At 52.2% G+C, this 18,573-nt stretch carries 19 protein-coding genes and 1 CRISPR repeat array; of the genes, 1 reads left to right on the top strand and 18 read right to left on the bottom strand.

What is annotated here, in order from left to right; all coding sequences use genetic code 11:
- Positions 1-79: 79 nt before the first annotated feature.
- The 10 genes from pcm to cysD all read right to left on the bottom strand — a co-directional run bounded on the left by pcm (position 80) and on the right by cysD (position 7,516).
- Positions 80-706 carry a protein-L-isoaspartate O-methyltransferase gene (gene pcm, locus QZF50_RS00625; protein ID WP_000254708.1) on the bottom strand — a complete coding sequence of 209 codons (627 nt, stop codon included), beginning with the start codon at positions 704-706 and terminating at the stop codon, positions 80-82.
- The gene (surE, locus tag QZF50_RS00620) at positions 700-1,461 is read right to left on the bottom strand and encodes a 5'/3'-nucleotidase SurE (RefSeq protein ID WP_001472109.1); all 762 of its coding nucleotides are present in this window, start codon (positions 1,459-1,461) and stop codon (positions 700-702) included. Before surE ends, pcm begins: the two co-directional genes overlap by 7 nt.
- Positions 1,442-2,491, bottom strand: a complete 1,050-nt coding sequence (truD, locus tag QZF50_RS00615; RefSeq protein ID WP_061892518.1) for a tRNA pseudouridine(13) synthase TruD — start codon at positions 2,489-2,491, stop codon at positions 1,442-1,444. Before truD ends, surE begins: the two co-directional genes overlap by 20 nt.
- Positions 2,488-2,967: a 2-C-methyl-D-erythritol 2,4-cyclodiphosphate synthase gene (gene ispF / locus QZF50_RS00610; RefSeq protein WP_001219242.1), complete on the bottom strand. Its 480-nt coding sequence runs from the start codon at positions 2,965-2,967 to the stop codon at positions 2,488-2,490. The genes truD and ispF overlap by 4 nt, the downstream gene beginning before the upstream one ends.
- Positions 2,967-3,677 carry a 2-C-methyl-D-erythritol 4-phosphate cytidylyltransferase gene (ispD, locus tag QZF50_RS00605; RefSeq protein WP_000246138.1) on the bottom strand — a complete coding sequence of 237 codons (711 nt, stop codon included), beginning with the start codon at positions 3,675-3,677 and terminating at the stop codon, positions 2,967-2,969. Before ispD ends, ispF begins: the two co-directional genes overlap by 1 nt.
- 18 nt (positions 3,678-3,695) lie before the next feature.
- A complete protein-coding gene (ftsB, locus tag QZF50_RS00600; RefSeq protein WP_000517476.1) occupies positions 3,696-4,007 on the bottom strand; it encodes a cell division protein FtsB in 312 nt (103 codons plus the stop codon).
- Between the two features lie 193 nt (positions 4,008-4,200).
- Positions 4,201-4,524 (bottom strand): DUF3561 family protein, encoded by a 324-nt coding sequence (locus QZF50_RS00595; RefSeq protein ID WP_001246104.1) that lies wholly within the window; start codon positions 4,522-4,524, stop codon positions 4,201-4,203.
- A gap of 49 nt (positions 4,525-4,573) precedes the next feature.
- On the bottom strand, positions 4,574-5,179 hold the full coding sequence (cysC, locus tag QZF50_RS00590; protein WP_001173673.1) for an adenylyl-sulfate kinase: 606 nt from the start codon (positions 5,177-5,179) through the stop codon (positions 4,574-4,576).
- Positions 5,179-6,606: a sulfate adenylyltransferase subunit CysN gene (gene cysN / locus QZF50_RS00585; RefSeq protein ID WP_001090346.1), complete on the bottom strand. Its 1,428-nt coding sequence runs from the start codon at positions 6,604-6,606 to the stop codon at positions 5,179-5,181. Before cysN ends, cysC begins: the two co-directional genes overlap by 1 nt.
- 1 nt (position 6,607) lies before the next feature.
- Positions 6,608-7,516 carry a sulfate adenylyltransferase subunit CysD gene (cysD, locus tag QZF50_RS00580; protein WP_000372108.1) on the bottom strand — a complete coding sequence of 303 codons (909 nt, stop codon included), beginning with the start codon at positions 7,514-7,516 and terminating at the stop codon, positions 6,608-6,610.
- A gap of 251 nt (positions 7,517-7,767) precedes the next feature.
- Between cysD and iap the strand changes: the two genes are divergently transcribed.
- Positions 7,768-8,805 (top strand): alkaline phosphatase isozyme conversion aminopeptidase, encoded by a 1,038-nt coding sequence (iap, locus tag QZF50_RS00575; RefSeq protein ID WP_000490402.1) that lies wholly within the window; start codon positions 7,768-7,770, stop codon positions 8,803-8,805.
- An 81-nt stretch (positions 8,806-8,886) separates the two neighbouring features.
- Positions 8,887-9,893: direct repeats of the CRISPR family, unit length 29 nt; unit sequence CGGTTTATCCCCGCTGGCGCGGGGAACAC.
- 96 nt (positions 9,894-9,989) lie between these two features.
- On the opposite strand, the gene cas2e is transcribed toward iap, so the two are convergent.
- The 8 genes from cas2e to QZF50_RS00535 form a co-directional block, all read right to left on the bottom strand.
- Entirely contained in the window at positions 9,990-10,214 is a 225-nt protein-coding gene (gene cas2e / locus QZF50_RS00570) for a type I-E CRISPR-associated endoribonuclease Cas2e (protein ID WP_223716397.1), read from the bottom strand.
- Positions 10,215-10,282: 68 nt separating this feature from the next.
- Entirely contained in the window at positions 10,283-11,203 is a 921-nt protein-coding gene (cas1e, locus tag QZF50_RS00565) for a type I-E CRISPR-associated endonuclease Cas1e (RefSeq protein ID WP_000144881.1), read from the bottom strand.
- Positions 11,200-11,850 (bottom strand): type I-E CRISPR-associated protein Cas6/Cse3/CasE, encoded by a 651-nt coding sequence (gene cas6e / locus QZF50_RS00560; RefSeq protein WP_001472112.1) that lies wholly within the window; start codon positions 11,848-11,850, stop codon positions 11,200-11,202. The genes cas1e and cas6e overlap by 4 nt, the downstream gene beginning before the upstream one ends.
- Positions 11,832-12,578, bottom strand: coding sequence for a type I-E CRISPR-associated protein Cas5/CasD (gene cas5e, locus QZF50_RS00555; protein ID WP_000085060.1), 747 nt, complete (start codon positions 12,576-12,578; stop codon positions 11,832-11,834). The genes cas6e and cas5e overlap by 19 nt, the downstream gene beginning before the upstream one ends.
- Before the next feature lie 10 nt (positions 12,579-12,588).
- On the bottom strand, positions 12,589-13,644 hold the full coding sequence (cas7e, locus tag QZF50_RS00550; protein ID WP_000206450.1) for a type I-E CRISPR-associated protein Cas7/Cse4/CasC: 1,056 nt from the start codon (positions 13,642-13,644) through the stop codon (positions 12,589-12,591).
- Positions 13,645-13,655: 11 nt separating this feature from the next.
- Positions 13,656-14,192 carry a type I-E CRISPR-associated protein Cse2/CasB gene (gene casB / locus QZF50_RS00545; protein ID WP_000029329.1) on the bottom strand — a complete coding sequence of 179 codons (537 nt, stop codon included), beginning with the start codon at positions 14,190-14,192 and terminating at the stop codon, positions 13,656-13,658.
- Entirely contained in the window at positions 14,189-15,751 is a 1,563-nt protein-coding gene (casA, locus tag QZF50_RS00540) for a type I-E CRISPR-associated protein Cse1/CasA (RefSeq protein WP_001084093.1), read from the bottom strand. The genes casB and casA overlap by 4 nt, the downstream gene beginning before the upstream one ends.
- Positions 15,752-15,848: 97 nt before the next feature.
- Positions 15,849-18,548, bottom strand: a complete 2,700-nt coding sequence (locus QZF50_RS00535) for a CRISPR-associated helicase/endonuclease Cas3 (protein WP_042099585.1) — start codon at positions 18,546-18,548, stop codon at positions 15,849-15,851.
- Positions 18,549-18,573: the final 25 nt, after the last annotated feature.

Genomic DNA, 18,573 nt, shown 5'->3' with positions numbered 1-18,573 from the left:
CTGAACACTGGAAAAGATGTTCACGATACGCTGACCTGCGGCAAAATAACCAGGAAAAATCCAGGTATTTCCTCACGTTTTAAGCCAGCTCACCCTTCACTAAAGGGACAAAGCGCACGGCCTCCACGGTATCGATAATAAATTCGCCTCCCCGACGACGCACCCGTTTCAAATACTGGTGCTCCTCCCCTACGGGTAAGACGAGAATCCCGCCTTCGTCCAGCTGCGTCATTAGCGCAGTTGGAATTTCCGGCGGTGCCGCCGTAACAATGATAGCGTCAAACGGCGCACGTGCCTGCCAACCTTGCCATCCATCGCCATGACGGGTTGAAACATTATGTAAATCAAGATTTTTCAGGCGGCGACGCGCCTGCCACTGCAAGCCTTTAATCCGTTCAACCGAGCAAACATGCTGGACAAGATGCGCCAGGATTGCCGTTTGATATCCCGAACCAGTGCCAATTTCCAGCACCCGCGACTGCGGCGTCAGCTCGAGTAATTCGGTCATTCGCGCCACCATATACGGCTGCGAAATTGTCTGCCCCTGACCTATCGGCAAGGCGATATTGTCCCAGGCTTTTTGTTCAAACGCTTCATCAACGAATTTTTCACGCGGCACGGCGGCAAGTGCATTCAGCACCTGCTCATCCTGAATACCTTGCGCACGTAATTGATCCAGAAGTGCTTGTACGCGTCTGCTTACCATTGCGTGCCAACTCCCACGCTGTTTAACCAGTCTGAAACCACATCTTGCGCGCTATGCGCAGTTAAATCCACATGCAGCGGCGTGATGGAGACATAGCCTTCATCTACCGCTGCGAAGTCGGTATCCGGCCCGGCGTCACATTTCCCCCCCGGAGGACCAATCCAGTACAGTGTATTACCACGAGGATCTTGCTGCGGGATCACCTGATCTGCCGGATGACGGCTCCCACAGCGAGTCACGCGGATTCCTTTGATTTGGTCCAGCGGCAAATCCGGTACATTTATATTAAGAATACGCCCTGTTCGCAGCGGTTCTTTGCACAGTGCACGCAGAATAGAACAGGTAACTGCCGCAGCGGTGTCGTAATGTTTATGCCCGTCTAGCGAGACGGCAAGCGCCGGAAAACCTAAATGGCGACCTTCCATCGCGGCGGCTACCGTACCGGAATAAATAACATCATCCCCCAGATTCGGCCCGGCGTTAATCCCGGACACAACAATGTCCGGGCGCGGACGCATCAGAGCATTCACGCCAAGATAGACGCAATCGGTCGGGGTTCCCATTTGCACAGCAATATCACCATTTTCAAAGGTAAACGTGCGCAGGGAGGATTCCAGTGTCAGAGAATTTGAAGCGCCGCTGCGGTTACGATCGGGGGCGACCACCTGAACGTCAGCAAACTCACGCAAGGCTTTCGCCAGCGTTTGTATACCGGGTGCATGTACCCCGTCATCATTACTCAGCAATATGCGCATAATCACCTGTTGTGTTGATAAGTTCCCTGACAACGCTGGTTGCAAAACTACCCGCCGGAAGCCAGAAACGGATCTCTACGGTGACGTCATCCCACCAATTCCAGCTTAATTGTTGCGGATACAGCAGCATCGCTCTGCGCGCGGCTTCAACTTTTTCGCGCACCAGTAAAGCTTGTAATTCAGTTTCTGCGGCGACAGCTGCTTGTTCGAATGCCAGCGCTTCACGCTGAGTTCCCCATTCGCCACTGCCCGGCAATGCGGCGGTTATCATCAGCTCTTTATCGTTGACGCGACGCTGTAATTCCGCCAGTTCTTCGGTGGTTGCGACAAACCAGCTACCACGTCCGGCTAATTGTAGCGCATCGCCGTCAACAACTTGATTAACGTCTGCTTTTTTGAGGCGCTCAGCAACAATCTGATTAAACAACGCACTGCGGGCTGCCGACAACCAAAAACTCCGTTTATTGCGATCGCGCACCGGAGTATTGGTTTGCGCCCAGCGCTGCGCCCCTTGCAAGTTGCTACCGCCAATCCCAAAACGTTGGGCACCGAAGTAGTTCGGTACACCTTTTACGCAAATATCGATCAGACGTTGTTCAACGTCATCGCGATTGCTCACTTCGCGCAGAACCAGGGTAAAGGCGTTACCTTTCAGCGCGCCTAAACGCAGCTTGCGCTTGTGCCGCGCATACTCCAGCACCCGGCAGCCTTCCAGTTGAAAGGCGCTCAGATCGGGCATTTCCTTGCCTGGCACGCGAGCGCATAACCACTGTTCCGTAACAGCATGTTTGTCTTTTTGCCCAGCGAAGCTGACTTCACGGGCATGAATTTTCAGGAATTTCGCCAGTGCATCCGCCACAAAACGGGTATTGCAGCCGTTTTTGAGGATTCTAACCAGAATATGCTCACCTTCACCATCAGGCTCAAAGCCCAAATCTTCCACCACCACAAAGTCTTCCGGATTGGCTTTCAGCAGCCCGGTGCCTTGCGGTTTACCGTGGAGGTAAGTGAGATTATCAAACTCAATCATTTTGTTGCCTTAATGAGTAGCGCCACCGCTTCACAGGCAATCCCTTCCCCACGTCCGGTAAATCCAAGTTTTTCCGTAGTAGTGGCTTTCACGTTAACATCATCCATATGGCAGCCGAGATCTTCGGCAATAAACACGCGCATTTGTGGAATGTGCGGCAACATCTTCGGTGCCTGAGCGATGATAGTGACATCGACGTTGCCCAGGGTATAACCCTTCGCCTGAATACGACGCCAGGCTTCGCGTAGCAGCTCGCGGCTGTCGGCACCTTTAAATGCCGGATCGGTATCCGGGAACAGCTTGCCGATATCCCCCAGCGCCGCCGCGCCAAGCAATGCATCGGTCAACGCATGGAGCGCCACGTCGCCATCAGAATGCGCCAGCAATCCTTTTTCGTAAGGAATGCGTACGCCACCAATGATAATTGGGCCTTCACCGCCAAAGGCATGTACGTCAAAACCGTGTCCAATTCGCATTATGTATTCTCCTGATGGATGGTTCGGGTGAGGTAAAACTCGGCCAGTGCCAAATCTTCCGGGCGCGTGACTTTAATGTTATCCGCACGGCCTTCGACCAACTGAGGATGGAATCCGCAATATTCCAGCGCCGAGGCTTCGTCGGTAATAGTCGCGCCTTCATTTAGAGCGCGCGTCAGACAGTCATGTAACAGCTCACGAGGGAAAAATTGCGGCGTCAGCGCGTGCCATAAGCCGTTGCGATCAACGGTATGAGCAATGGCATTTTTGCCCGGTTCGGCACGTTTCATCGTATCGCGCACTGGTGCGGCTAGGATCCCTCCCGTGCGGCTGGTTTCGCTCAACGCCAACAATCGCGCGAGGTCATCCTGATGCAGACAAGGACGAGCGGCGTCATGCACCAATACCCACTGCGCGTCGCCAGCGGCTTTCAAACCTGCCAGCACGGAATCGGCACGCTCATCACCGCCATCTACAACGGTGATTTGCGGATGATTCGCCAGAGGAAGTTGTGCAAAACGGCTATCGCCAGGACTTATGGCAATGACGACACGTTTCACCCGGGGATGCGCCAGCAGCGCATGCACCGAGTGTTCAAGAATGGTTTGATTACCGATTGAGAGATATTGCTTAGGACATTCCGTTTGCATTCGACGGCCAAATCCGGCCGCCGGAACCACGGCGCAAACATCCAAATGAGTGGTTGCCATGTTAATTCCCGGGCTGATTTATCGATTGTTTTGCCCCGCAGACTGTGCGCGCTTCGACGCGTCAGGCACCAGACGATAAAAAGTTTCGCCCGGCCTGGTCATGCTGAGTTCATTACGCGCACGCTCTTCGAGCGCCTCCTGGCCGCCATTGAGATCGTCAATTTCGGCAAAAAGTTGATCGTTTCGCGCTTTAAGTTTCGCGTTTGTAGCTTGCTGTGCCGCCACATCATCATTGACGCGGGTATAGTCATGTATACCGTTCTTACCGAACCACAGCGAATACTGTAGCCAGACCAGAATAGCCAGCAACAGCAGCGTTAGTTTACCCATCCTGCCCCCTGAAAAACGGCATCATCATCCCATGCATCCGAAGACGACTCTACATCCTCTGTTGGGGATACCGCGACAACGCGGGCAAATGTACCACATTTGTCCATTGTTACGTATACCCAGGGCGTGCAGAACATAATCTCATTATTAGTTACGGTTTGAATTATGAACAGAGGAGACGGGAAAGTACAAATTAGCCCAGTAGCCACATAAACAGTGCGCCAAACATAATGCCTACTGTCACCAGGGTGAAAACAATACTGTAGCGTAGCTTTCCGTCCATCAATGAATGCAGCGCAATCCCCACCACTACCGCGACGGGCATCAGCGCCAGAAAGAAAGGCCAGGTGTAGATAAAGAAGAACAGCGTGTTAGAGCCATAAATCAACATCGGCATCGCCAGCGCAAATAACCAGGAGATAAAACCGACCACGGCACCAGGCAGTGACCATGTGGTTTCTTCATCCTCAGTAAGGCTGTCGTTATTTGTTAGTGTAATGTTATGGCTATTACGCATATTTGATCCTGTTACTTTGACGAACCGGGCATGGAAACCCGGTGGTGTCTCAGGATCTGATAATATCGTTCTGTCTCAACAGATCTAATAATTGCTGTACCAAATTTGTTACTAATTGTTCACCATTGAGATGAATTTCTGCCGATTCAGGCGCTTCGTAAACGGAATCTATTCCCGTAAAGTTGCGCAGTTCACCGGCACGCGCTTTCTTATATAAGCCTTTTGGATCGCGGGCTTCGCAAATCGCCAGCGGCGTATCGACAAACACTTCGATAAAGCGCCCTTCTCCTACGCGTTCACGAACCATCTGGCGTTCGGCGCGGTGTGGCGAGATAAATGCGGTCAGCACTACCAGTCCGGCTTCAACCATCAAATTCGCCACTTCACCGACGCGACGGATATTCTCTTTACGATCGGCATCGCTAAAACCGAGATCGCTGCATAATCCGTGGCGAACATTATCGCCATCCAGCAGATACGTACTGACGCCGAGTTTATGTAACGCCTCCTCCAGCGCCCCGGCGACCGTTGATTTACCGGACCCGGAGAGGCCGGTAAACCACAGCACTACACCACGATGACCGTGGTGTAGCTCGCGTTGTTGCACAGTGACCGGATGGCTATGCCAGACGACGTTTTCGTCATGCAGCGCCATTATTTATCCCCCAGCAAATCGCGCGCGCCCCAGTGCGGAAAGTGGCGACGAACCAGAGCATTCAATTCCAGTTCGAATGCACTGAATTCAGATGGCGCAGCAGTTGCCTGGCTAACTGGCTCGTGCACCATACCGGCACCCACGGTCACATTGCTCAGGCGATCGATAAAAATCAGCCCACCCGTCACCGGATTTTGTTGATAACGATCTAACACCAGCGGCTCGTCAAAAGTGAGATCCACGAGGCCGATCCCATTCAGTGGCAGGTTTTCAACTTCACGCTGGGTAAGGTTATTAATATCAACCTGATAGCGAATGCCATCAATACGCGCGCGCGTCTTCTTACCGGCAATTTTGATGTCGTAACTCTGGCCCGGGGAAAGCGGCTGTTCCGCCATCCATACCACATCCACCGACGCGCTCTGCACCGCCGGTAACGCTTCGTCTGCCGCCAGCAGCAGATCGCCACGGCTGATGTCGATCTCATCCGTCAGCACCAGGGTGATCGCTTCTCCGGCAAAGGCTTCTTCGCGATCACCATCAAAAGTCACGATCCGCGCGACGTTTGATTCCACACCAGAGGGCAGCACTTTGACACGTTGCCCGACTTCCACGCGACCGGATGCCAGCGTTCCGGCGTAGCCACGAAAATCGAGATTCGGGCGATTAACGTACTGCACCGGGAAGCGCATTGGCTGAGCATCCACCACTCGCTGGATCTCCACGGTTTCCAGCACTTCGAGCAGTGTCGGACCGCTGTACCACGGCATACTTTCACTTTGCGAAGCCACGTTGTCGCCTTCCAGCGCAGAGAGCGGCACAAAGCGAATATCCAGATTGCCAGGTAACTGTTCGGCGAAAGTCAGGTAGTCTTCACGAATGCGGGTGAATGTCTCTTCACTGTAATCCACCAGATCCATTTTGTTGATCGCTACGACCAGATGTTTGATCCCCAGCAGCGTGGAGATAAAACTGTGACGACGGGTTTGATCGAGCACGCCTTTACGGGCATCGATCAGTAAGATCGCCAGCTCACACGTTGAGGCGCCGGTCGCCATATTGCGGGTATACTGCTCGTGCCCGGGGGTGTCGGCGATAATAAATTTACGCTTCTCGGTAGAGAAATAGCGGTAGGCCACATCAATAGTGATGCCCTGTTCGCGCTCAGCTTGCAGGCCGTCCACCAGCAGAGCCAGATCCAGTTTTTCGCCCTGGGTGCCGTGACGCTTACTGTCGTTATGCAGCGATGAGAGCTGATCTTCGTAGATTTGGCGGGTATCGTGCAGCAGGCGACCAATCAGGGTACTTTTGCCGTCATCGACGCTACCACAGGTCAGAAAACGCAGCAGGCTTTTATGTTGTTGCGCAATCATCCAGGCTTCGACGCCGCCTTCATTAGCGATTTGTTGTGCAAGTGCGGTGTTCATCTTAAAAATACCCCTGACGTTTTTTCAGCTCCATAGACCCCGCCTGGTCGCGGTCAATCACGCGGCCCTGACGTTCACTGGTGGTGGAAACCAGCATCTCTTCGATGATCTCCGGCAGTGTTTGTGCATTTGACTCCACCGCACCGGTCAGCGGCCAGCAGCCCAGCGTACGGAAACGCACCATCCGTTTTTTAATCACTTCGCCCGGTTGCAGGTCGATACGGTTGTCATCAATCATCATCAACATACCGTCGCGTTCCAGAACCGGACGTTCCGCAGCGAGATACAGCGGCACAATGTCGATATTTTCCAGCCAGATGTATTGCCAGATATCCTGCTCGGTCCAGTTAGAGAGCGGGAAGACGCGGATGCTTTCGCCTTTGTTAATTTGCCCGTTGTAGTTGTGCCACAGCTCCGGGCGCTGATTTTTCGGATCCCAGCGATGGAAGCGGTCACGGAAAGAGTAGATTCGCTCTTTAGCGCGGGATTTCTCTTCGTCACGGCGCGCACCACCGAAGGCGGCATCAAAACCGTATTTGTTCAGCGCCTGTTTCAGGCCTTCAGTTTTCATAATATCGGTATGTTTCGCGCTGCCGTGCACGAATGGATTAATCCCCATCGCCACGCCTTCCGGGTTTTTATGCACCAGCAGCTCGCAGCCGTAGGCTTTCGCCGTACGATCGCGGAACTCATACATCTCGCGGAATTTCCAGCCGGTATCGACATGCAGCAACGGGAAAGGCAGCGTACCTGGATAAAACGCCTTGCGCGCCAGATGCAGCATGACGCTGGAATCTTTACCGATAGAGTAGAGCATCACCGGATTTGAGAATTCTGCCGCCACCTCGCGAATAATGTGGATGCTTTCCGCCTCCAGTTGCCGCAGGTGAGTAAGTCGTATTTGATCCATAACCGTTCCTTTGCAATACCGCTATTTTCTTGCCATCAGATGTTTCGACTATAGGGAGCGTAAGAGAACGAATGAAATTACCAATTAGAATGAGTAGTTCCTTAACGGAATAACGATTTGGCAAAGCTAATATCAAAAAGTGCTTAAGGCACCGGATTTCGGGCGTTTAGGAAGATTTGAAATTGTTTTAGCGCAGCGGCAGTTTCATACTATGGCGGTAAAAAAATTTGCATGGTATTTAAGGACTCACTATGTTTTCCGCATTGCGCCACCGTACCGCTGCCCTGGCGCTCGGCGTATGCTTTATTCTCCCCGTACACGCCTCGTCACCTAAACCTGGCGATTTTGCTAATACCCAGGCACGACATATTGCTACTTTCTTTCCGGGACGCATGACCGGAACTCCAGCAGAAATGTTATCTGCCGATTATATTCGCCAACAGTTTCAGCAAATGGGTTATCGCAGTGATATTCGGACATTTAATAGTCGGTATATTTATACCGCCCGCGATAATCGCAAGAACTGGCATAACGTGACAGGAAGTACGGTGATTGCCGCTCATGAAGGCAAAGCGCCGCAGCAGATCATCATTATGGCGCATCTGGATACTTACGCCCCGCTGAGCGATGCTGACGCCGATGCCAATCTCGGCGGGCTGACGTTACAAGGAATGGATGATAACGCCGCAGGTTTAGGTGTCATGCTGGAATTGGCAGAACGCCTGAAAAATACGCCTACCGAGTATGGTATTCGATTTGTGGCGACCAGCGGCGAAGAGGAAGGGAAATTAGGCGCTGAGAATTTACTCAAGCGGATGAGTGACACCGAAAAGAAAAATACGCTGCTGGTGATTAATCTCGATAACTTAATTGTTGGCGATAAATTGTATTTCAACAGCGGTGTAAAAACCCCTGAAGCAGTAAGGAAATTAACGCGCGACAGGGCGCTGGCAATTGCGCGCAGTCACGGAATAGCCGCAACGACCAATCCGGGTTTGAATAAAAATTATCCGAAAGGCACTGGGTGTTGTAATGACGCAGAAATATTCGACAAAGCGGGCATTGCTGTACTTTCGGTGGAAGCGACTAACTGGAATCTTGGGAATAAGGATGGTTATCAGCAACGCGCAAAAACAGCCGCATTCCCTGCGGGAAATAGCTGGCATGACGTAAGACTGGATAATCAACAGCATATTGATAAGGCACTTCCTGGAAGAATAGAACGTCGCTGCCGTGACGTTATGCGGATAATGCTACCTCTGGTGAAGGAGTTGGCGAAGGCGTCTTGATGGGTTTGAAAATGGGAGCTGGGTGTTCTACCGCAGGGGCGGGGAATTCTAAGTGATATCCATCATCGCATCCAGTGCGCCCGGTTTATCCCCGCTGGCGCGGGGAACACAAAACCAAACTTCTCCATAAATTCCATAGCCGCGGTTTATCCCCGCTGGCGCGGGGAACACACGCGCGTACCGGATCGCGGACAACAAATTGCCGGTTTATCCCCGCTGGCGCGGGGAACACCTGAAACCAGTTGGCTCGTTGTTCTTCTTTGGCGGTTTATCCCCGCTGGCGCGGGGAACACGCTCTTCAACGGTTAGCTCAGGAGCTTCTTCTCCGGTTTATCCCCGCTGGCGCGGGGAACACTTTTTTTGTCGCATCCAGCCGTATTTTTTCGCCGGTTTATCCCCGCTGGCGCGGGGAACACGCAGTGGTGAGGCCGGGAAGCGCGGTTGAGTCCGGTTTATCCCCGCTGGCGCGGGGAACACGTTATGCAGCCTGTTTGAGCAATGAAGAAAATTCGGTTTATCCCCGCTGGCGCGGGGAACACTCGCCCATGTAACAGAAACGGGGATTTTAATTCGGTTTATCCCCGCTGGCGCGGGGAACACTGCTGGATGAGTTTATCGAACACAGAGCGGAGCGGTTTATCCCCGCTGGCGCGGGGAACACTTTGCTACCCGCTCAAAACCGCCGATTCGCGTCGGTTTATCCCCGCTGGCGCGGGGAACACTCGGCCAGCGTCCAGGCTGGCACCCGATATTCCGGTTTATCCCCGCTGGCGCGGGGAACACGGGGCTTTTTTATATCCGCGCCACGCTCGGCGCGGTTTATCCCCGCTGGCGCGGGGAACACTTGTCACGAACACATAGCAACTAGGTAACCACCGGTTTATCCCCGCTGGCGCGGGGAACACAGTATTAACTGCGGTGGCAGTGAGGCCAATAGCGGTTTATCCCCGCTGGCGCGGGGAACACATACCGCAGCAAATTACGGTTCCAGAAACGCGCGGTTTATCCCCGCTGGCGCGGGGAACACTTCACGCCAACGCAGAGGCGGGCCGCGTTAATCGGTTTATCCCCGCTGGCGCGGGGAACACACTAAGCATACATATCTGTTTTTAAACAAATTTATTCCACATCAACAATCTACCAACTAAATTCAAACATTTCCTTATTTTTAAAGAACGTCTAACTTATTGATTATCAACAGGAAGAAAAGAAACCAAACGTAACCCATCCAAATCCACCGGAATACGTCTGTTTTTGCCCCAGGTCTGAAACTCAAAACCAGACTCAGTATTTGTCGCCCAGGCCATGACCACATTTCCACAACCTGCCAGTTGGGTAATTTGCTGCCAGATCATCTCCCGAATACGTTTTGATGTATCACCAACATACACACCGGCACGCACTTCCAGTAGTCAGATTGCGAGCCGTCCACGTAAGCGCGGCGGGACATTTTCTGTAACAACCACGACCATGCTCATCAGCCGCGTCCTCGATGACCGCTATCGCCCAACGTTTCAGGTTCGGGGATGGCTGGCGGTAACATATCCGGCGCAGGTTGTGGCGGTTCAATTTCACCTGCGGCAAGGACTTCCTCAATTAACGGTATTAATTTGCCCGTTAACTTAGTGCTACGGAAAATATCACGACAGGCTAATCTGACTTCTTTATCAGGTTCTGCGGGTTGCCTCGCCGCTATTTCAAATGCCTTTGGTACAACCGAATCAAATTTAATGATATCGGCTATGTCATAAACAAATGAAAGCGGTTTGCCACTATGGATAAACCCAATAGCGGGCGCATATCCCGCGGCTAATACTGCCGCTTCAGATATACCGTACAGACATGATGTAGCAGCACTGATGCAGCGATTCACAACATCGCCTTTTTCCCAGTCTTTAGGATCGTATTTGCGACCATTCCATTTCACACCATATTGTTTCGCCAGTAATGCATACGTCTGGCGAACGCGAGATCCCTCAATTCCACGTAGCTGCTCCACTGAACGGCGAGCTGGCGGTGGCTCACGAAAACGTAATTCATACATTTTGCGCACCACCTTCAGGCGTAGATCTTCCGTTAAAGCCAGCTTTGCCTGGTAGAGTAATTTATCTGCCCGCGCCCCTCCGGGTTGTCCGGATGAGTAAACGCGAACGCCCGCTTCACCGACCCAGACCAGCAGTGTTCCCACCGTGGCGGCCAGATGCACCGCCGCGTGGGAAACTCTCGTTCCCGGTTCGAGCATAATGCAGGCGACCGATCCTACCGGAATATGTGTGCGGATCCCTGTTTTGTCGATCAGCACGAAAGCGCCGTCCAGTACGTCGATCTGACCGTACTGGAGGAAGATCATGGTGGTGCGATCTTTTAATGGGATCGGGCTCAGTGGTACAAACGTCACGCCTCGGCTCCGGGTTTGATCAGCATCAGACCACAGCCGAACGCCCGGCTTTTGCCATACCCCTGGCTCAGACGTTGCAGAAATAACCCAGGATCGGTGACCGTAAGCATCCCCGTATAATCCACGCTACTGAACTGGATCAGTTGCCGGGTGTTTTCCCGCCGGAGTTGTTGTTGTCGGTAGGCATCAACCGAGGTATCCAGTAGTGTAAAACCACTTCTTTCCCCCTGCGCTGCCAGCCAGTCCAGCGCCGCCTGTTGTTGATGCAACCAGATATCACGCCCTTCCGCCTGCCCCTTCACCTGCCGTTTCGCCTCCATCAGCAGATCGTGGCGCTTGCCCGCTTTACAGATTGTTGGATTCGCCCGCAGGTTGAAACAAAGAGATTGTCCGGTACGCAGCTCGGACACAAATGGTCGGCATTCGATGGTGAAAGTTTCACTTTCCGCCGGGCGTTCCTGCGAGAGGACAAAAAAGCGAAACGCGCCCTGGAGTTCTTCCCGACGATAAAGAAATTGCCTTTTTTTGCCGCCAGGGAAGAGATCCCACAGCCACTGATGCATCACATATTCACCGCGATCCACCAGATGCAGCAACTGCGCTGGGGAAAGCTGGCCGGTATGTAAGGTTATTCTTGAGAGGTACATGGTTCCTCCTTGCTGAGCCACGGCCCCTGATTGACGGTGCGTTCCCCAAACAACCACTGCTGACGATTTAAAGGAACATCCCGACGGCGTAATATTTTGCTCGCGACCAGGCCGTCGTGTTCCCCTTCCCACCAGCATTCATCCTGAAGTTTTGGGAGTGAGACTTTCAGTTTGCGGAAATGATCCTGATACTGTTGGTATGCGTTACGTAAGGTATCCGACGCGTTGCCTTCGAGTAGTAACGGCGCAAGTGGTAACGCCAGCGGATGACTTTTTCGCCCCAGATAAAGCGGAAAAACCGGATGGCGTAAACCGTCCTGCAACTGTTCGAGGCTGTAAGGCGCATCGGGGGTTGTTGCCACCGCCACCATCCACCAGGCATCGGTGTAGTAGTCGCGCCGGGAGATAATCGCGCTCAAAAGCTCAGGGGCGCTCAACTCTTCGCGACGGCTGAAATAACGTGCTTTACGCACCTCTTTTGGCATCTGGACCGTGTGATAATCCCGTGCCCAGCGCGGGTTACGGCTGGCGCAAACCACCAGTGAATAGTGGCGATTAAACGCGTTTAAGCGTTCGGTATCATCACGCCGGATCCCTACCCCGGCAGCCAGCAGCCCCAGCAATGCTGAGCGCGAAGGCAGTTCATGGGTATGACGCACTTCGCCGGGGGCATCGACGCCCCAGGATGCCATCGGCCCATGAAGCTGAAAAATCAGATATTGGCTCATAAGCCGCCCCTTACGCGCAGATAAAGTCCAGCACGTCCTTCATGCTTCCCTGTTTGTTCATCACGTCAAAACTTGCGTAATCGGTCTTCTGTTCGTAGACCGTATTCATATTTTCGCGAAGAGTTGTAATACGCTGCACCGCCACCTCTAACTGACGGGTGCCATTAATGGGTTCATAGAAAGCTGCCGCCAGAGAACGCGGTTGATCGGTGCCTTTTTCTGCCAGCGCCCAGGAGGCGTAGGCACGGCTGGCAAAGCTGTTCTGTTTGCCGGTTGGGGAGACTTTAAGTGCGGCTTCCGTAAAGGCACGTATGGTCTGATTAGCTAACGCTTCGTCACCGCCAAGGTTTTCGACCAGCAGATCTTTATCAATGCAGATATAGGTGTAGAACAGTGCAGAACCGAATCCGGTTTCACCAAGATGCCCGGCACCGGCATCTTCAGAAGCCTGGCGCAAATCATCAACGGCGGTGAAAAAATCATCTTCGACAATCGTTTCACTGACACCAAATGCGTGCGCTACCTGGCAGGCGGCTTCAACATTAAACTCGGGTTTATTCGCCAGCATACGACCAAACATGGCAATATCTACCGCCATACGGTCTTTGCGTAACAACGCGAGATCTTCCTCTTTTGGCGCGCGCTTTTCTTCTGCAAGCTGATGGGCCAGCACTTTTACGGCGTCAAATTCTGCCGGGCTGATATGGACTAACTGTTCAGTTTCGGCGTTAGTGAGCGGATCTTTTGGTTTTTTGTCGTTTTTAGCTTTCCCAAGATAATCTGCAATTTTTGCCGCCCATTCGATGGCTTTTTTCTCTTCGATTCCTTTCTCAATCAGGATAGTTGCCGCCTCACGCGCAATACGCCCACTGCGAATACCAATATGGCCCGCCAGTGCCTGTTCAAAAAGTGCAGAAGTGCGCCACGCACGTTTCAGACTTTGCGAGGAAACGCGCAGACGCGTTGCTCCACCCAGCACCACAGTTTTTGGCGCACCGGTATCATCACGGTTAAGGTTGGCAGCAGGGTAAGCGGTTAACAAATGAAGCTGAATAAATGTTGTCATGAGATAGTCCTTTATTGATTTTGTTCGTTATCGGCGTCGCCAGCCTGGTAATATTCCAGCGCCCAGCGGATACGGATAAATTCGGTTGGCCGCTGCTGGCGGCGGTGATGATTGAGCAGGTCGTCGCTCTCCTGGCACCAACGGAAGACCCCCTCTGCCAGAGAGTCAAGATTGACGGAACCGTTTAATAATCTGACTGCGCGGCGTAACTGGCGCAGTAATTCATCCGGTGTTTTTACTGCCGACAGACGAGTAAAACGCCCCTTTGACATTACCGCCGCCAGCTGCGCGGCAAAAGGCTGCCGTTCATCAATAGCTTTAACATTGGCGCTAACTGCGGCTATCAGCGCCAGTGCGGTGATACGCCACTCAGGTTCATCCTGCCACTTTATTTGTCTGTTCTTCAGAAACAGGCGAAATCCATCCGTCAGACAAACATCATTAACCGTCGTACTACGCCGCAGACTGGCACGTTCGCCACGTTTCTCCTGCAATTCCTCGTGCCATTTGCGCAGCGTGGCTTTGTGCTCCTCTTTTACAATACTCATTCAGCAGCCTCCTGCTTTTTCTCCCTGGCGGCTTTAGCACTTTGCTTCTCCGCCGATGTTGTGAAATATTTCTTGCGCGCGGTCATAACGCGTTTCAAATCAACAGGCTCATATGGATTGGTGAATACACGCTCGTCAAAATCCTGACGCGCGAATAACCAAATTTCCTTTTGCCATTTGCCGAGTAATTCGTCCGCATCCTGACCTTCTTCAATTTGGCGCACTAACCTCAGGAAGCGATGCTGAGTTTTGTTCCAGAAGTCGATATCCACAAAACTGAAATCACCCCGTGCACCTTTTGGATCGGAGAACCACGCTTCTTTCAATGCACTTCGTAACAGACTTAGAATCCGTGAAGCCGTTTGCGCAGCCAGACGCAGTTTCGGTATCTGGCCTTCTTTTTTCTTGAGCAGCAGCGGGAAATGGTGTTCGTACCAACAGCGCGCTTTCATGTTGTCGAAATCATAGCCAAATCCCCACAGGCCTACTTTTGCCTGTTTCAGACTGCTGGCATTAAAGAGTTTCACCACCAGCGCGGGAAGTTCCGTATTGTTTTCTGATTTACCCGTTTCGATAAGGCCTAACCAGTCGCGCCAGATTAAACCGCCCGGTTGTGGTTTGACCGAGTAAAACTCGCCACCCTCTTTAAGTGGTATACGGTAAGGCGTTAAGGGATGCTGCCACATGGCATAATTCGCACCGTAATTTTTGGTCGTCATCAGGCTCAGGAGCGCGTCGCTCTGTTCACCGCAAATATCGCAGTTGCCGACTGTCGTGGTATTAAAATCAATACGAATACGGCGCGGCATTCCCCAGTAAGCCTGGAGTTTATTGACCTGATCATGGGTTACCACCGCACCGGCCAGTTCGCTGGTTCGCGTCGGGCCAAGCCAGGGGAAAACCAGATCGTCAAATTTTTTGGGTAGCGGTAAGTCGGCTTCATCCTGCGGCATCACATTGGGCCACAGTTTGCGCCACAAGGGCGTTTGTTGATTGCCTTGATATTCCTGTAATTCAATCAGAGTGGTCATCGGCCCACCGCCGCGCAAACCGGTGCGATAGCCTTTGCCGCCTGATGGCGCATTTAACTGTAGGGAGAACAGAGCTAACGCGGAACAATGAGGGCATACGTGTTCAGTCACGCCACGCTTAATAAAGTGGTCTTTATTAAACTTCGTTGTTTGAGCGCCGGGAATCTCAGGCAGTAGCGAAGCGACCTGAACTTTATCTCCCTTGAGCGCCTCGAAATCCTGCATAAATGAAGGGGAATCTGCCCCAAACTGGAAAGCGTGTTCTAAGGACAGCAATGCTTCCCGTAGCTTTTCAGCCTCCAGTCCGTCTTCCCAGATATCATCCCAACGACCGTGATTTTTGGGCGCGAAGCTGGTTTGTAGTAGCCCCAGCAAAAACTGCCAGGCCGCACCCTGGAGATCTGCCCGCGGCGCAGCGATATCGACAACATTTTCATCAGCCAGATCGACTGGTGCCAGCTTGCCTGTCGTTCCGTCTTTAAAACGAACAGGCAACCACGGGGTTGTCAGAAGTGAAAACGAGTTCATACGCATCCTCTCGTAAAAAAGACCATCCCAGGTCGGTTGTCCATCTTTCCATCCTTTTCGGTGTATCAACTATTCAGAGAGTCCTGTCGCAGACATCTCAACCAACCTTGCCAATCAATCCTTCCGTAGCCGAATACCCGCAACTTTCGTCATCGTTGACTAAAATCACGTTTGCCATCTCCGGATCTTGTCGCTGTTCAATGCACCACAGCCTGAACGCCTCTCCCTCCAGTAAAGAAAACTCATCCCGATGTTTTTTCCACCAGCTTCGGCGCACTCTGACAACGCTCATTTCCCATGCGTGAGCACCGGTGGCATAAGGCTTCACCACACCGTCAATACAGGTAGCCAGCCACAGGGAAACAGACTCCTCAGCCAGACGTGTCGACAGTTTTTCCGGGAGGTAATCGTTGATATTGGCGGCATAGCCGGGCCTGAAGTTCAGCACAAACTTTTTAGCCATTGCGCGATCGCAGTAATATTTGCCCACTTGCTCCTGCTCGCTGCGGGCAAATCCTTCCGGCATTACCACGTCCTCACCGTAGACGGATTCAATAAGAAGCCGGGCTGCGTGTGGCATCTGAATAGCACCTTGCTCACGCAGCACACGCTGCGTCAGCCAGATTCGCCCATGATCGGGATAGACAAATGCACTGTTACGCATGGCACTGCCAAACCATTCGTCGCCAGGAGAGTCGTCCCAGACGGGAGCCAGAATCAGCAATTCAGGGGGGGAACGCTCGTCCTTTCCGTCACGCTTTAACTGACCATTAATATCGCGGATATGCCGCTGTAATCGTCCTGCTCGCTGAATCAGCAAATCAACAGGGGCCAGGTCGGAGATCATTTCGTCCAGGTCAATATCCACGCTTTGCTCAATTACTTGTGTACAAACAATGACTTGCGACGCTCTCTGTAAACTACAATATTTACCAAAGCGTGCCAGTGTCTCCGTTTCAATTCGCTGGCGATCGCTAAAAGCAAAGCGGCTATGAAAAAGTGAAAGGCTGGAAGCAGGAATGACGCCGCGGGCAAGCAGCTGACGATGAACCTTAATAGCGTCATCGACAGAATTCCGGATCCAGGCGATGCATTTCCCCTGACTTACCGCCGATTCGATACGCGCAATACACTCTTGTTCACTATGAAGCCAACCCACGCTGACGCTACGCTCAACGTCTTTGCGCGTCGCTACCCGGTGTGAGTTCACATCGGATTTCGTGACATGCGTCAGCCAGGGGTAATCATCCTTTTCCAGGAACGGAGCTTCTTGCAGGCCCTCTGTACCCCGCGCAAAGGCAGCGACGAGTTTGTCGCGCTGCTGTTGAGATAACGTGGCAGAAAGCAAAATAACGCTGTTTCCGCCACGCGCCTGCCGCTCGATCAACCCTTCAAGAATGCACGACATGTAAGCGTCACAGGCGTGGATCTCATCAGCCAGCAGGATTTTGTTACTCAGCCCCAGAAGCCGCAGATTATTATGTTTGAACGGCATCACCGCCATCATCGCCTGATCCAGCGTGCCGACGCCAATTTCAGCCAGCAACGCCTTCTTGTTACTGTCGGCAAACCAGGCCGCACATCCCTGACTGAACGTTTGTTCATCCGGTTCTTCTGACCCGACTAAATCACCAGACCAGAGTGATTCATTAAAGCGGTCCATTAATGTGCGGGCACTATGTGCCAGCACCAGGCTGGGGCGGGATTCTGGCGAATAGAAAGCAAGCCAGGTTTTGACCAGCCGATCGTACATGGCATTGGCCGTTGCCATTGTTGGCAGACCAAAAAACAGCCCCTGAGCTTTCCCCGCAGCTATCAACCTGTGCGCCAGGATAAGCGCCGCTTCTGTTTTACCTGCGCCAGTCACATCTTCCAGAATAAATAACTGCGGTCCTTGCTGGCTGATATCCAGATCCAGCACCTTTTGCTGTAACGGTGTCGGATTCTCAATAAAAGGAAACAGCGTATTAATTCCGTTGAAAGGCGCGACTTTTGCTTTTAGAGGAAAGACGGTTAAGGCGTTTTGAGCCTGAATTAAAGTTTTCTGCCAGTAACCTTTAATATCCATTGGGTGTGCGACGCGTGGAAAAAATCGCGTTGACGAACCCGTCCAGTCTGCGAGCACGACGGTTGCAGAGATATACCAGGAAAGGTGTTTTATAAGTTCAATGCCCTCATCATCATCCCAGAATGCGGGGATCTCTATGAGCGGAAACAGTGGTTTGATTTCAAGGAGAAAATCTCGTGCTGCAGCTTTGTCTTCAGGCAGAAAATTATCCAATTCATCCATACGATCAGGGGGCCGACCATGATGCCCTGTCGTCACGGGCATCCACATTTCTATCACTCGCCTAAGTTTGCGCGGAGAGAGCGAAGATGAAGGAAGTAACTCCTGACATTCACTTAAATACTGATTCCACAACCAGTAGCCCAGCGTTGAATGAGAGATTTTTTCGTAATTTTTTCTGGCACCTTCCTGAATCTTGAGTTCAGGGGGCAGGTAAAGTTGTTGAAAAGAGCGGGCAAATTTTCCAATATCGTGCCAGCACAGCAACCAGGCGAAAAATTGAGCCGCCTGTTCCTTGTCAGAAATCCCTAATTGACGAAAATAATCAGCCAGCCCGAAGCAATTTCTTTTAACCATTAAATAGCCCATCGCGGCTACATCCAGCGAATGCCAGCAAAGAAGGTGATAGTCGTCGCCCCCGTCTTTCTCGCCGCGTCGGGTTTTTCCCCAGAAATCAAAAAAAGTCACAATATTTTTATCCTTCAGTAAACTTAAAGGATATTTACGCATATATTAAAAATTATCTGTGATATAT

The organism is uncultured Escherichia sp., from assembly GCF_948475835.1.
Taxonomy (GTDB): domain Bacteria; phylum Pseudomonadota; class Gammaproteobacteria; order Enterobacterales; family Enterobacteriaceae; genus ECMA0423.
Note: the sequence above shows the minus strand (reverse complement) of the source record. Positions and strands in the feature narration are given on the sequence as shown.